Source organism: Thiobacillus sp. SCN 63-57 (assembly GCF_001725555.1).
In the GTDB taxonomy this organism is placed as follows: Bacteria; Pseudomonadota; Gammaproteobacteria; order Burkholderiales; family Thiobacillaceae; genus Thiobacillus.
Map to the genome: position 1 here is coordinate 16,064 of NZ_MEGP01000013.1, position 14,389 is coordinate 30,452.

Consider the following 14,389-nt stretch of genomic DNA (forward strand, 5'->3'; position numbering starts at 1 on the left):
GCGCACAGGGTGTGATGGTGATGGGTCTGCCGGCCAACCGGCTGGCGGTGCCGGCGCTGGTACTGCTGATTCTGGCGATGATGGTGCTGCCGTTGCCCACTTTCATGCTGGACGTGCTGTTCACGCTCAACATCGCGCTGGCAATGATCGTGCTGCTGGTGAGCCTGAACGCACGACGCCCCCTGGATTTCTCGGTGTTTCCCACGGTGCTGCTGCTGACCACGCTGCTGCGTCTGTCGCTCAACGTGGCGTCTACCCGCATCATCCTGATGCAGGGCCACACTGGGCCAGAGGCGGCGGGCAAGGTGATCGAGTCGTTCGGTAATTTCCTGGTCGGCGGAAACATCGCGGTCGGTTTCGTGGTGTTCATCATCCTGGTCATCATCAACTTTGTCGTCATTACCAAGGGTGCCGGGCGCATCGCCGAGGTGGCGGCACGCTTCACGCTCGATTCGATGCCGGGCAAGCAGCTGGCGGTCGACGCCGACCTGAATGCAGGCTTCATCAACGAGGTCGAGGCGCGCGCGCGCCGCAGCGACATTGGCCGCGAATCCGACTTCTATGGTGCGATGGATGGTGCCTCAAAATTCGTGCGCGGCGATGCCATCGCCGGCATGATCATCCTCGTGGTCAACCTGATCGGCGGCATCGCGGTGGGCCTGCTGCAGCACAACCTGGGGGTCTCCGAAGCACTCGGGCGCTATGCGCTACTGACCGTGGGCGACGGGCTGGTGACACAGATCCCCGCCCTGGTCATTTCCACCGCGGCGGGCATCGTCGTGAGCCGCGCGTCGAGCGAGCAGGATCTGTCGCGCGAGTTTTCCACCCAGATTTTCGGCCGCCCGCAGACCTTGTATGTGGCTGCAGCCGTGCTGGGCGCGCTGGGAGTGATTCCAGGGACACCGCATCTGGCGTTCCTGACCATCGCCACGGTACTGGGTGGACTGGGGTTCTGGTTGATGCACCGTCAACGTACGGCCGCGTTTGACGTCGAACCGCTGGAACTGGTCGAAGCGGATACTGCGCCGATCGACGTTACCTGGGACGATATCCCACCGGTCGACGTACTGGCGCTCGAAGTCGGCTACCGGCTGATCCCGCTGGTCGATCGCAATCAGGGTGGCGCGGCGCTGAGCAGGATCACCGAGGCGCGGCGCCGTTTCGCCACCGACATGGGGCTGGTCGTGCCGCTCATCCGTGTGCGCGACAACCTCGATCTCAAGCCGAATACCTATCGCATCACGCTCAAGGGCGTCGATGTGGCGCACGGCGAGATGTCCCCGGGCCAGGTGCTGGCGGTCGACATGGGTGACGTGCTCGGACGTATCGATGGCGCACCCGGATGGGATCCGTTGACCGGACTGGCCGGGGTATGGCTGGATGCCAGCCGGGTCGAGGAGGCCGAATTGCGCGGTTTTGTCGTGCTGGAACCTGCCGAACTGATCGCGCGCCAGGTCGAGGCCGTATTCCGCCAGCATGCCCCGGAACTGCTGGGGCGCACCGAGGTGCAACAGCTGCTTGATACGCTGGCGCGCAGTCATCCGGGGCTGGTCGAGGACGTGACGCCGCGCCATCTGCCGCTGACCAGCGTGCAGGCCGTGCTGCAGCAGTTGATTGCGGAAAACATCTCGATCCGCGATACACGCACCCTGTTCGAAACGCTGGCGGCACGCGCGCCGAAAAACCAGGCCATCGACGAACTGGTGGAAACCGTGCGCGCCGCGTTGGGGCGCAGCATCGTCGACCGTCTGTTCGAGGGCAGCGACACGCTGCACGTGATCGGTCTGGCTGCAGCGACTGAAACCCGCCTGCTGAACGAGATGGGCGACGAAGGCGAAGCGCTGTTGTCTCCTTCCACGCTGGATGCATTGAACGAGGCAGCGGAGCGCGCGCTGTCCGAACAGGAGCGCGAAGGCTATCCGCCCGTGCTGCTGACCTCGCCTGGTCTGCGCGCGATCCTGTCGCGCTTGCTGCGGCGCAACCTGCCGCGACTTGCGGTGATTGCCTATGCGGAGGTGCCCGCCGATAAAATGGTCCAGATGAGCACTGAACTGGCGATTGGAGCGCATGAATGAGCGTACGGGTATTTGTCGCAGCGAATGCGCGCGAAGGTCTGGCGCGCGTGCGAAAGGAACTGGGCGATGACGCCGTGGTGCTGTCCACCCGGCCGCACCCGCAAGGTATCGAACTGCTGGCCAGCGCCTACGGCGACCTGACGGTTCCGGCGGTCAGCGAGGCCGCCGACACGGCCGGCAGCTCGCGCATTCTGGCTGAGCTTTCGCGACTGCGCGGCCTGCTGCAAAACCAGTTGGCCGGATTTGCATGGGGCGCGGCACGGCGACGCGATCCGGCGCGAGTGGCCGTGATGCAGATCCTGTTTGCGGCCGGATTCGGCAGTTCGCTTGCTCGTACCCTGGCGGCACGCCTGCCGCGCGGACTCGATACCGAAGCCGCCCAGCGCTGGCTGCGCCAGGTCTTGATACGCAATTTGCCGGTACAAGGGCGTGAAGCCGATCTGATGACGACGGGCGGGCGCTATGCGCTGGTCGGCTCGACCGGGGCGGGCAAGACCACGACGCTCGCCAAGCTTGCCGCACGCGGCGTCGATGTCCATGGAGTCGATCAGGTGGCATTGGTGGCGGCGGATGCCTACCGCATCGGCGCAACGGCGCAATTGCAAGTGTATGCCGATCTGCTGGGCGTATCGCTGCATGTATGCGAAGACCAGGCCGGACTGGCGCAGCTTCTGCCGCAGCTTGCCACCAGGAAACTGCTGTTGATCGACACCGCAGGTTTTGCGCCCTCCGATCCGCGCACCCGCGAAGGGCAGGCACTTGGCGCATTGGGGATAAGCCGTCTGGCAGTGGTCGCCGCAAACCAGCAGGGGGCGGCGATCGAGCAGGCGATGCTGCGTTTTGGCGAGGGGGCGGTCGCCTGCATTCTGACCAAGCTCGATGAAACACCGCAGCCGGGCGCGGCGCTGGACAGCCTGATCCGTCATCGCCTGCCGCTGGCCTATATCGCGGGCGGGCAGCGCGTGCCGGAAGATCTCCACGCACCCAATACCACTTATCTCGTCGACCGCGCACTGAAAGGCGGCCAGCTTGCCACGCCATATGCACTCGAGGCCGAGGATTGGCCCCTGTTTGCCGGCGTCGAAGCCGAACGTGCGGAACGGCGCAGCCAAGAAGGCATAAGCGCCCTAAAGGGCACCCGTGCCGGCTGACCAGGCTGCCGGGCTACGACGGCGTGTATGCCCTGCCGGGCAGGGTACGCGTCAGCCGCTGCGATATATCCACAGTATTTCAGACTCGCCCAACCCAGGCGTTCGCCTGGCGCATGCGTTGTATAGGCTTGGCCGGATACCGCTCCTAATCGACACGCAAGGCCGCCTGTTTGCCTCCTCCTCACCCCGCAGCCTGTTCGACTGGAGGCATCAACTCGAGCGCAGGCAGTTGCATACACTGCCGCAAACCTATTGTGAAGCTTGGTATGCGCCCGGCGTGCGGGCGGATGAGCCTGCCCTGTCCGGCATGGTGGGCGGCTATGACGATGTGATTTTCGATTCGGAATGGGATTGTGCCGATCTTGCTTTGCTGCCGGATGTGGCGCATACGGTCGTCATGGAGATACGCCCTACCGACGAATCGATGCGGAAAGCCTATGCTGTATTCAAAACGCTGGCGCGTTCGGGCGTGGCATTCCAGGCGGGCCTACTGGGCGATCGACTGGCCTGCGATCATGTCCAGGCCGCAGGCCGCCACTTTCTCGGGCGCGAGGTTGTACATGCCATTTTCAACGTGGCAAACGAGAATGATGCATTTGCTGCGCTAGCCGTTAGAATGGCGGACGAGGAGCGAGCCTGACGGCTTGGCAGTTATAAAGACAGGGAAACCCTGAACATGGTAGGTAAACCATCGTCGCAAGACGAGCAGATCACCAAGTATGCGCCGCTGGTCAAGCGCATTGCATATCATATGATGGCGCGCCTGCCCGCCAGCGTAGAAGTCGACGATCTCATCCAGGTCGGGCTGATCGGCCTGATGGATGCGGTAGGGCGCTTCGACGGCACCCAGGGCGCGCAGTTCGAATCCTATGCGACCCAGCGCATCCGTGGCGCCATGCTTGACGAGTTGCGCGAGGCGGATTGGCTGCCGCGCCATGTACGGCAGAAATCCCGGCAGATCGAAGCCGCCATCCACCGGCTGGAGCAGCGCAACGGCAAGTCGCCGTCCGAGCAGGAAATCTCCGCCGAGCTGGGCATGCCGATCGATCAGTATCAATCCATGCTGGGCGACGTGAAATGTTCCCAGCTGCTCTATTACGAAGACTTCTCGGATGAGGACAGCGCCAGCTTTCTGGAGCGCTATCTGGTCGACGGCAGCAATGACCCGTTGGCAGTACTCGAGGATGAGGGTTTCCGCGATAGCCTGATCGCCGCGATCCACCACCTGCCGGAGCGCGAGCGCAGCATGATGGGCATGTACTACGAACAGGACATGAATCTGAAGGAAATCGGGGCAGTGCTCGGCGTGTCGGAGTCACGCGTGTGCCAGCTGCATTCTCAGGCGGTCGCGCGTCTGCGTGCCCAACTCAAGATCTGGAAAGACTGACTCCAGGGGACGGAACGCTGGTAAATCCGCGATAATGACGGCTTGTTTATCCAACCAGCATTTTTTGCCTCATGAGCCAAGCCGCCCTCAAGAAAAAAGCCCTCGATTACCATCGCCTGCCCAAGCCCGGCAAGCTCTCCGTCGAATCGTCCAAACCCTGTTCCACGCAGGCGGACCTGTCGCTCGCCTATACGCCGGGCGTGGCCCAGCCGGTGCTGGAGATCGCAAAAAACCCCGCCAGAGCCTACGATTACACGAACAAGGGCAATCTGGTCGCGGTGATCACCGACGGCACCGCGATTCTCGGTCTGGGTAATCGCGGCCCGCTCGCCGCGAAGCCGGTGATGGAGGGCAAGGCTGTGCTATTCAAGCAGTTCGCCGGGATCGACGTCTACGACATCGAAGTCAACGCAAAGACGCCGCAGGATTTCATCAAGGTGGTGGAGGCGATCGCCCCTACCTTCGGTGGAATCAACCTCGAAGACATCGCAGCGCCGCACTGTTTCGAAATCGAAGCGGCGCTGAAGAAGAAGCTCGACATCCCGGTATTCCACGATGACCAGCATGGCACTGCCACCATCATCTGCGCGGGCCTCATCAACGCCCTGCATGTGCAGGGCAAGACGCTGGAAACCGCCAAGATCGTGTGCCTCGGCGCAGGCGCGGCCGGCATCGCCTCGCTGAACCTGCTGGTCGCGATGGGCGCGCAGAAGCGCAACATCCTGCTGGTCGATTCCAAGGGCGTGGTGCACAAAGGGCGAACCGATCTCAACAGTTTCAAGAAAGCCTACGCGCGTCAGACCAAGCTGCGTACGTTGGACGAAGCGATGGTGGGCGCCGATGTGTTCGTCGGCGTGTCGGGTGCCAACCTGGTCAGCCCCACCATGGTCAAAAGCATGGCGGACAAGCCTGTGGTGTTCGCGCTGGCCAACCCCAATCCGGAAATCCTGCCGGAAAAGGCCAAGGCGGCGCGCAGCGATCTCATCATGGCGACCGGCCGTTCCGACTTCCCCAATCAAGTGAACAATGTCCTGGGTTTCCCGTTCATTTTCCGCGGTGCGCTCGATGCGCGGGCAAAGCAGATCACCGAATCCATGCTGATCGCTGCGGTGAACGCGCTGGCCGAGCTGGCACGCGAACCGGTGCCGGCATCGGTGTTGAAGGCCTATAAACTGAAGAAGCTCAAATTCGGCCCGGACTACATCCTGCCGAAACCATTCGACCCGCGCCTTGCCCAGCGCGTCCCCCAGGCCGTGGCCAAGGCGGCGAAGAAGGCGCCGGGCAAGCGCCGCTGAGTCGCCGACCTGGCGAGAGCCGAATCGATGAAGCCGATCGCGCGCCCCGTTTACCTGGACCTGTGTGTCGATCCTGCATCGGGTGTCGGGTGCGCTGCTGTTTCTGGCACTGCCGCTTGGCGTGTGGGCGCTGTCGCTGTCGCTCTCGAGTGAGGCCGGTTTCCTGCGTATGGCCGGATGGGTGACGCATCCGCTGAGCAAACTGCTGCTGTTGCTTGGCGTATGGGCGTTCACGCATCATCTGTTTGCCGGTTTGCGGCATCTGGCGCTCGATGTCCATTGGGGGACGGGCCTGTCGCATGCGCGGCAAAGCAGCCGCGCGGTGATGTTGGCCACAGGGCTGGTGACGCTGCTCGCCGCCTGGAGACTATTCACATGAAGCCGGCTACCGGCGCGCATGCGGGCACCGGCATCTGGCTGGTGCAGCGTGCCACGGCGGTGGTACTGGCCGTGGCCTTGCCTGGCTTGATGGCCCATTTCCTCCTGGCTTTGCCGGTCGATTTTTCCGGATGGCAGGGATTGTTCGCACCGCTTTGGGTGCGCGTGCTGCTGCTGCTGACGGCGCTGGCACTGGCGCTGCACGCCTGGGTGGGCGTGCGTGACATTTTCATGGACTACATCCATTTCACCAGTCTGCGGCTGGCACTGTATCTGGCGGTGATCGTCATCCTGACGGGCTGCGTCGTCTGGCTGGCCGCCGTCCTATGGGGGCCGGCATGAACACGCGCCGCTTCGACGCCCTCATCGTCGGCGGCGGCGGCGCCGGACTGCGCGCGGCGCTGCAACTCGCGCGTTCGGATTACAAGGTCGCGGTGGTGTCGAAGGTTTTCCCGACGCGTTCGCACACCGTGTCGGCGCAGGGTGGCATCACCGCCGCGCTCGCCAACGTCGACGACGACCGCTGGGAATGGCATATGTACGACACGGTCAAGGGCGGCGACTGGCTCGGCGACCAGGATGCGATCGAGTTCATGTGCCGCGAGGCGGCCACGGCCGTCTACGAACTCGAACACATGGGCCTGCCATTCTCGCGCCTCGACAACGGCAAGATCTATCAGCGCCCCTTCGGCGGGCAGTCCAAGCACTTCGGCGGCGATCAGGCCACGCGCACCTGCGCCGCTGCCGATCGCACCGGCCATGCGTTGCTGCATACGCTGTACCAGCAGAACATCCAGCACCGCACGCAGTTCTTCGACGAGTACTTTGCGCTCGACCTGCTGCGCGACGCCGACGGCTATTGCCTCGGCGTCACCGCGATGAGCATCGAGACCGGTGAACCATTGCTGATCGAGGCACGCACGACCCTGCTCGCCACCGGCGGGGCAGGGCGGGTGTTCTGGAACAGCAGCAACGCCATGATCAATACCGGCGATGGCCTTGGCATGGTGCTGCGCGCCGGCCTGCCGCTGCAGGACATGGAATTCTGGCAGTTCCACCCCACCGGGATTGCCGGCGTCGGCTGCCTCATCACCGAGGGCGTGCGCGGCGAGGGCGGCTATCTGCTGAACCGGCACGGCGAGCGCTTCATGGAACGCTATGCGCCGCATGCGAAGGACCTCGCCGGGCGCGACGTGGTGGCGCGTGCGATCGCCATCGAAATCGCCGAGGGACGCGGTTGTGGCCCGCGTGGTGATTACGTCGATATCAAGCTCGATCATCTGGGCGAAAAAACCATTGCCGAGAAGCTGCCCGGCATCCGCGATCTGGCGATCCGCTTCGCCGGCGTCGACCCGGTCGAGAAACCCATACCCGTCGCGCCGACTGCGCACTACATGATGGGTGGCATTCCCACCAACCTGCATGGCCAGGTCGTTGCGCCGGCGCGCTACGGCCCGGAAGAGCCGGTGCCGGGTCTGTATGCCGTCGGCGAGTGTGCCTGCGTGTCGGTGCATGGCGCCAATCGTCTGGGCGGTAATTCGCTGCTCGATCTCATCGTCTTCGGCCGCGCCGCCGGCAAGCACATGCTGGAATACCTGCGCGACAATCCCTATCCGCGTCCCATGCCCGAGTCTGCGGCTGACGCCAGCCTGGCGCGTCTGGCCCGCTGGGACCAGTCCGGCAGCGAACGCGTGGCGGCGATCAGCGATGACCTGCGGCGCCTGATGCAGACGCATGCGGGCGTATTCCGGACGGATGCGGTGTTGCGCGAGGGGCTGGAAAAACTGAATGAACTGGAAGGCCGTCTGGCGCATGCCGGCCTCACGGATACCAGCCGCGTGTTCAACACGGCACGCATCGAGGCGCTGGAACTGGAGAACCTGATGGGCGTGGCGCGGGCGACGCTGGTATCGGCCATCAGCCGGACCGAAAGCCGCGGCGCGCATACGCGCGAAGACTTCCCCGCGCGCGACGACGAACACTGGCTGAAGCACACCCTGTATTCGCGAACGGGGGATCAGGTGGATGCCAAGCCGGTGCGGCTGAAGCCGCTGACGGTGGAGTCGATACGGCCGAAGGAGAGAGTGTACTGATGAAATTCCGCCTCTACCGCTACTCTCCCGAATCCGACGCCAAGCCCCGCATGCAGGATGTCGATCTCGACATCGACCCCGCCGGCAAGATGCTGCTCGACGCGCTCATCGCGATCAAGGCGCAGGACGAAACGCTGTCCCTGCGCCGTTCCTGCCGCGAAGGCGTATGCGGATCGGACGCGATGAACGTGAACGGGAAAAATCGGCTGGCGTGCATCACGCCGCTGGGCGAGCTCAAGGAACCCATCGAGGTCAGGCCGCTGCCGGGGTTGCCGGTGATCCGCGACCTCATCGTCGACATGGAACCGTTCTACAGGCAATACCGCTCGATCAAACCCTGGTTGATCAATGACGAACCCGAACCCGAGGTGGAGCGTCTGCAAAGCCCCGAAGACCGCGCGCTGCTCGACGGCGCCTATGAGTGCATCCTGTGCGCCTGCTGCACGACGGCATGCCCGTCGTTCTGGTGGAATCCCGATAAATTCGTCGGCCCGGCAGGATTGCTGCAGGCCTATCGCTTCATCGCGGATTCGCGCGACGAGGCGACGTCTGCGCGGCTCGACAATGTGGAGGATCCGTATCGTCTGTATCGCTGCCACGGCATCATGAACTGCGTCGATGCCTGTCCAAAAGGCCTGAACCCGACCGAGGCTATCGGGCGCATCAAATCACTCTTGGTGAAACGCCGTGTCTGACGTGTTGGCCTGGCGTTGCAGGCGGGGGTTGCTTGAACTCGATCTCTGGCTGAGTGGCTTTCTGGCGGCGCACCGCGCTACACTTCAGCCTTGCGAGGCCGCCGCACTGGAACGGCTGCTGGATCTGCCGGACATGGAGATCATCGACCGGCTGCAAGGCCGGTCGCCAGCGGGCGATGCCGGACTGGAAGCGCTTGTACAACGCCTGCGACATTTTCAGGCAGCAACACTTTTGGAATCACGATGAAAAAAACCGTCACCCTCACCTTCAGCGACGGCAGCCCTTCGATCGAATTGCCGATCGAGCAAGGCACCTATGGCAAGCCGGTTATCGACATCCGCGCACTGGGTGCGCACGGCTATTTCACCCATGACCCCGGCTTCACTGCCACGTCGAGCTGTACGTCGGCCATCACCTACATCGACGGCGACGAAGGCCTGCTGTATTACCGCGGCTATCCGATCGAGGAACTGGCCTACAAGTCCGACTACATGGAAGTCAGCTATCTGCTGCTTCACGGCGAACTGCCGACGGCCGAGCAGAAAATGGCGTTCGAGCAATCGATCCGCCACCATACCCTGCTGCACGACCAGATGGAAAATGTGTTCCGCGGTTTCCGCCGCAGCGCGCACCCGATGGCGGTGATGATCGGCGTGACCGGCGCGATGTCGGCCTTCTATCACAGCGGCCTCGACAACTTCAATCCGGCGCATCGCGAGATCGTTGCGCACCGCCTCATCGCGAAAGTGCCGACGGTCGCGGCCTGGGCCTACAAGTTCAACGAAGGCCAGCCTTTCGTCTATCCGCAGAACCGCCTGAGCTATGCCGAGAATTTCATGCACATGATGTTCTCCAGCCCGTGCGAGGAGTATGTGCCGAACCCGGTTCTGGCGCGTGCGCTCGACCGCATCTTCATTTTGCATGCCGACCACGAGCAGAACGCCTCGACCTCGACCGTGCGGCTGGCCGGTTCGAGCGGCGCCAACCCCTATGCCTGCATCGCCAGCGGCATGGCCTCGCTGTGGGGGCCGCTGCATGGGGGCGCCAACGAGGCCGTGCTGCGCATGCTGGAGGAGATGGACGATGTCTCCAAGATTCCGGAATTCATCAAGCGCGCCAAGGACAAGTCCGATCCGTTCCGCCTGATGGGCTTCGGCCATCGCATCTACAAGAACATGGATCCGCGGGCGGCGATCATCCGCCAGACCTGCTACGAGGTGCTGGACGAACTCGACCTGCGCGACGATCCGCAGTTCAAGATCGCGCTCGAACTCGAACGCATCGCGCTGGAAGACGAGTATTTCATTGCCAAGAAGCTCTACCCCAACGTCGATTTCTACTCGGGCATCATCTTCCGTGCCATGGGCATTCCCACCAGCATGTTCACCGCGTTGTTCGCCATGGCCCGCACCGCAGGCTGGGTCGCGCAATGGCATGAGATGCTGTCCGATCCGGCGCACAAGATCGGGCGGCCGCGCCAGCTCTACATCGGCGCGGCCCGGCGTGAATTTGTCCCGATCGACCAGCGCAAGGCCTAGCGGCATACCCGGGATCGATCGGCCATGAATGTGCCCGACTGGCATCCGACCTCGCCGCTATATGCCGGCAATGCCGCGTACCTGGAGCAGTTCGGCGACGACGCGCTGACGCCCTGGCTGAACCAGCCGCTGCCGGGTGCGGCAGCCGGATCGGATGCCGCGCAGGTCGCGGTGCTGCGCCTGATCAATGCCTATCGTTACCTGGGCGTGCGGCAGGCCGATCTCGATCCCCTGCGCCGTTTCGAACCTCCGCCGACGCCTGAGCTCGACCCTGCGCACTACGGCCTGACCGAGGCCGATCTGACACGCGAATTCGAGACCGGCTCGCTGTTCGGGGTGGAGCGCACCACGCTGGCCGATATCCTGCAACGCCTGAACAACGCCTATTGCGGCCATGTCGGCGTCGAGTACATGCACATCACCGACGTGGCGCGCAAACGCTGGCTGCAGGAGCGCATCGAGTCGGCGCAGGGGCGCTTCGGGGTGTCGATCGACCTGAAGAAGCAGCTGCTCAAGCGGCTGACCGACGCCGAGACGCTGGAGAAATTCCTGCACACCCGTCATGTCGGGCAGAAGCGCTTTTCGCTCGAGGGCGGCGAGAGCCTGATCCCGCTACTCGACCAGGTGATCGCGCGCTGTGCACGCCATGGGGCCAAGGAAATCGTGATGGGCATGGCGCACCGCGGGCGCATCAACGTGCTGGCCAACATCATGGGATGTTCGCTGGAAAGTCTGTACGAAGAGCCGCTCAACGGTTATCCGGATTCGCCACTGTCGGGCGACGTCAAATACCACAAGGGATTCTCTTCCGACATCGCCACGCCATATGGTCCGGTACACCTGGCGCTGGCGTTCAATCCCTCACACCTCGAAATCGTGCATCCGGTCGTACGCGGCTCGGTACGTGCGCGCCAGGACCGGCGCGGCGACGTGCTCGGCTACGAGGTGGTGCCGGTGATCCTGCACGGCGACGCCGCGCTGTCGGGGCAGGGCGTAGTGATGGAAAGCCTCAATATGTCGCAGACACGCGGCTTCCGGAACGGCGGCGCGATTCATATCGTCATCAACAACCAGATCGGTTTCACCACCTCCGATCCGCGCGACGTGCGCTCGACCCTGTATTGCACCGACGTCGCCAAGATGGTCGAGGCGCCGGTGCTGCACGTCAATGGCGACGATCCCGAGGCCGTGGCCTTTGCCGTGCAGACGGCGGTGGATTTCCGCTATACCTTCCACAAGAACTGTTTCATTGACCTGGTGTGCTATCGCCGTCACGGCCACAACGAACAGGACGAACCGCTCGCCACCCAGCCGTTGATGTACCGCCGCATCCAGGCGCACCCCAGCACGCGTGTCTTGTATGCCCAGCGGCTGGTCGACGAAAGCGTGCTGTCCCAGTCGCAGGTGGACGATCTGGTGGACGTCTGTCGCGAACGGCTGGAGCATGGCGAATCGTTGAGTTCGCCGATCCTGTCCGATTTCAAGGCGACCTATGGCATGGACTGGGGCCGTTTCAAGCATGGCGACCCTGGCGAGGTGCCGACTGCGATATCGGCCAGCCGGCTGGATTTTCTGGGCGAGCGCATCACCACGCTGCAGCATGAAATCGAACTGCATTCGCGGGTGCAAAAGGTGCTGGATGACCGTCGCAGGATGCGTGCAGGCGAGCTGCCGGTGGACTGGGGCTATGCCGAGAACCTGGCCTATGCCAGCCTGCTGGACGTCGGTTACAACGTTCGGGTGTCGGGCCAGGATTCGGCGCGCGGCACTTTCTTCCACCGCCATGCCGTGTGGCACGACCAGAAACGCGAACGCCGCCAGAGCGGCGTCTATGTGCCGCTCGAGCACATCCACGGCAGGCAGGGCGATTTCACCATCATCGATTCCTTGCTGTCGGAAGAGGCCGTGCTGGCGTTCGAATACGGCTATGCCACCGCCGATCCCGACACGCTGGTGGTGTGGGAGGCGCAGTTCGGCGATTTCGCCAACGGCGCACAGGTGGTGATCGACCAGTTCATCACCAGTGGCGAAGCCAAGTGGGGGCGCCTGTGCGGCCTGACGCTGATGCTGCCGCACGGTCTGGAAGGGCAGGGGCCGGAGCATTCCTCCGCCCGCCTCGAACGCTATCTGCAACTATGCGCGCAGGAGAACATCCAGGTCTGCGTGCCGACCCTGCCGGCGCAGATGTTTCATCTGCTGCGGCGGCAGCTCGTGCGTCCGGTCAGGAAACCGCTGGTGATCATGAGTCCCAAGAGCCTGCTGCGCCATCCCGCCGCCACCTCGTCGCTGGCGGACCTGAGCAGCGGGTCGTTCCTGCCAGTCATCGACGATCCGCGCGCGCCACGGGATGCCAAACGCGTGGTGGCGTGCAGCGGCCGCGTGTGGTTCGATCTCGAAGCGGCCCGGGCGGCGCGCGGGCTGGACGAGGTCGCGCTGGTGCGGGTGGAGCAGCTCTATCCCTTCCCGGAGACGGCGTTCAGGGCCGTCCTGGCTGCCTATCCGCAGGCCGGGACATTCGTCTGGGCACAGGAAGAACCGATGAACCAGGGTGCGTGGTACCAGACCCTGCACCATCTCAATCACTGCGCACCCGGTGGGCACCGTTTCCATTATGCCGGCCGGCCCGCGGCGGCCGCGCCGGCGTCGGGCTACGTATCCCGCCATCGGGCGGAACTGGAAGCGCTGTTGAACGATGCGTTGGAGAATCCCTGTGAAGCTTGAGGTGCGCGTACCCACCCTGTCCGATTCGGTTGCGAGCGGCACCCTGCTGCCGTGGCGCAAGCAGGTTGGCGAGACCGTGGCGCGGGATGAAACCCTGGTCGACCTGGAAACCGACAAGGTGATCCTGGAAATCCCCGCGCCGGCATCCGGCACCCTGGTTGAACTGCGCCAGCCCGAGGGCGCCGTGGTCAAGGCCGACGAGGTGGTGGCGGTGATCGAAACCGGCGAGGCCATCGTTGTCCCAGGGCCGGCCGAGAAACCCGTCCAGCCAGCCACGCCTGCGGTCGCCGCGGTGCCTGCGCCGGCCATGCCGTTGCCCGTTACGACACCGGCAGCAGCGTCAGAGACGCCGGGCGCAAGCCGCCGCGAGCCCATGTCGCGCCTGCGCAGCCGGGTGGCCGAACGTCTGGTCGCGGCACAGCACACCGCCGCCATGCTGACCACCTTCAACGAAGTGAACATGCAGCCGGTGAACGAGCTGCGCCAGCGCTTCAAGGCCGAGTTCGAGGTCAAGCACGGCATCAAACTCGGCTACATGTCGTTCTTCGTGCGCGCGGTATGCCAGGCGCTGCAGCAGTTTCCCATCGTCAATGCCGCCATCGAGGGCACCGACATCGTGTGGCAGGGCGACGCCGACATCGGCATCGCGATCTCCAGTCCGCGCGGGCTGGTGGTGCCGATTTTGCGCCGTGCCCAGGCGCTGTCATCCGCCGAAATCGAAGCGGCCATCGCCGACTTCGCCCGCCGCGCGCGCGAGGCGAAGCTCACCCTGGAGGAACTCAGTGGCGGCACGTTCTCCATCACCAACGGCGGGGTGTTCGGTTCACTGCTCTCCACCCCCATCCTCAACCCGCCGCAGTCGGCGATTCTGGGCATGCATACGATCCAGGAGCGTCCCGTCGCGGAAAACGGCCAGGTCGTGATCCGCCCCATGATGTACCTGGCGCTGACCTATGACCATCGCCTGATCGATGGACGCGACGCCGTGCAGTTCCTGGTGGCGGTGAAAGCCGCACTGGAAGCGCCCGATGCGCTGTTGCCCGCGGTCTGATGCT

13 protein-coding genes are annotated in these 14,389 nt (G+C 64.0%); all 13 read left to right on the forward strand.

Annotated features, from left to right (window positions below; translation table 11 throughout):
- The first annotated feature begins 20 nt into the window (after positions 1–20).
- Entirely contained in the window at positions 21–2,075 is a 2,055-nt protein-coding gene (flhA, locus tag ABT23_RS05795) for a flagellar biosynthesis protein FlhA (RefSeq protein WP_296632777.1), read from the forward strand.
- The gene (flhF, locus tag ABT23_RS05800) at positions 2,072–3,226 is read left to right on the forward strand and encodes a flagellar biosynthesis protein FlhF (protein ID WP_296632471.1); all 1,155 of its coding nucleotides are present in this window, start codon (positions 2,072–2,074) and stop codon (positions 3,224–3,226) included. Before flhA ends, flhF begins: the two co-directional genes overlap by 4 nt.
- Positions 3,227–3,455: 229 nt before the next feature.
- Complete coding sequence (locus ABT23_RS05805; protein WP_296632473.1) at positions 3,456–3,866, forward strand: hypothetical protein; 411 nt, start codon at positions 3,456–3,458, stop codon at positions 3,864–3,866.
- Positions 3,867–3,902: 36 nt separating this feature from the next.
- Positions 3,903–4,613, forward strand: coding sequence for an RNA polymerase sigma factor FliA (locus ABT23_RS05810; RefSeq protein WP_296632476.1), 711 nt, complete (start codon positions 3,903–3,905; stop codon positions 4,611–4,613).
- A 71-nt stretch (positions 4,614–4,684) separates the two neighbouring features.
- Positions 4,685–5,908, forward strand: coding sequence for a malic enzyme-like NAD(P)-binding protein (locus ABT23_RS05815; protein ID WP_296632477.1), 1,224 nt, complete (start codon positions 4,685–4,687; stop codon positions 5,906–5,908).
- 64 nt (positions 5,909–5,972) lie between these two features.
- Positions 5,973–6,287 carry a succinate dehydrogenase, cytochrome b556 subunit gene (sdhC, locus tag ABT23_RS05820; RefSeq protein ID WP_296632479.1) on the forward strand — a complete coding sequence of 105 codons (315 nt, stop codon included), beginning with the start codon at positions 5,973–5,975 and terminating at the stop codon, positions 6,285–6,287.
- Complete coding sequence (gene sdhD / locus ABT23_RS05825) at positions 6,284–6,628, forward strand: succinate dehydrogenase, hydrophobic membrane anchor protein (RefSeq protein ID WP_296632481.1); 345 nt, start codon at positions 6,284–6,286, stop codon at positions 6,626–6,628. Before sdhC ends, sdhD begins: the two co-directional genes overlap by 4 nt.
- On the forward strand, positions 6,625–8,379 hold the full coding sequence (gene sdhA / locus ABT23_RS05830) for a succinate dehydrogenase flavoprotein subunit (protein ID WP_296632482.1): 1,755 nt from the start codon (positions 6,625–6,627) through the stop codon (positions 8,377–8,379). Before sdhD ends, sdhA begins: the two co-directional genes overlap by 4 nt.
- The gene (locus ABT23_RS05835; protein ID WP_296632485.1) at positions 8,379–9,074 is read left to right on the forward strand and encodes a succinate dehydrogenase iron-sulfur subunit; all 696 of its coding nucleotides are present in this window, start codon (positions 8,379–8,381) and stop codon (positions 9,072–9,074) included. Before sdhA ends, ABT23_RS05835 begins: the two co-directional genes overlap by 1 nt.
- A gap of 1 nt (position 9,075) precedes the next feature.
- Positions 9,076–9,321: a succinate dehydrogenase assembly factor 2 gene (locus tag ABT23_RS05840; protein WP_296632780.1), complete on the forward strand. Its 246-nt coding sequence runs from the start codon at positions 9,076–9,078 to the stop codon at positions 9,319–9,321.
- Complete coding sequence (gene gltA, locus ABT23_RS05845) at positions 9,318–10,613, forward strand: citrate synthase (protein ID WP_296632488.1); 1,296 nt, start codon at positions 9,318–9,320, stop codon at positions 10,611–10,613. The genes ABT23_RS05840 and gltA overlap by 4 nt, the downstream gene beginning before the upstream one ends.
- Positions 10,614–10,637: 24 nt before the next feature.
- Positions 10,638–13,334 carry a 2-oxoglutarate dehydrogenase E1 component gene (locus ABT23_RS05850; protein WP_296632493.1) on the forward strand — a complete coding sequence of 899 codons (2,697 nt, stop codon included), beginning with the start codon at positions 10,638–10,640 and terminating at the stop codon, positions 13,332–13,334.
- Positions 13,324–14,385, forward strand: a complete 1,062-nt coding sequence (gene sucB / locus ABT23_RS05855; protein ID WP_296632495.1) for a dihydrolipoyllysine-residue succinyltransferase — start codon at positions 13,324–13,326, stop codon at positions 14,383–14,385. The genes ABT23_RS05850 and sucB overlap by 11 nt, the downstream gene beginning before the upstream one ends.
- Positions 14,386–14,389 lie beyond the last annotated feature (4 nt).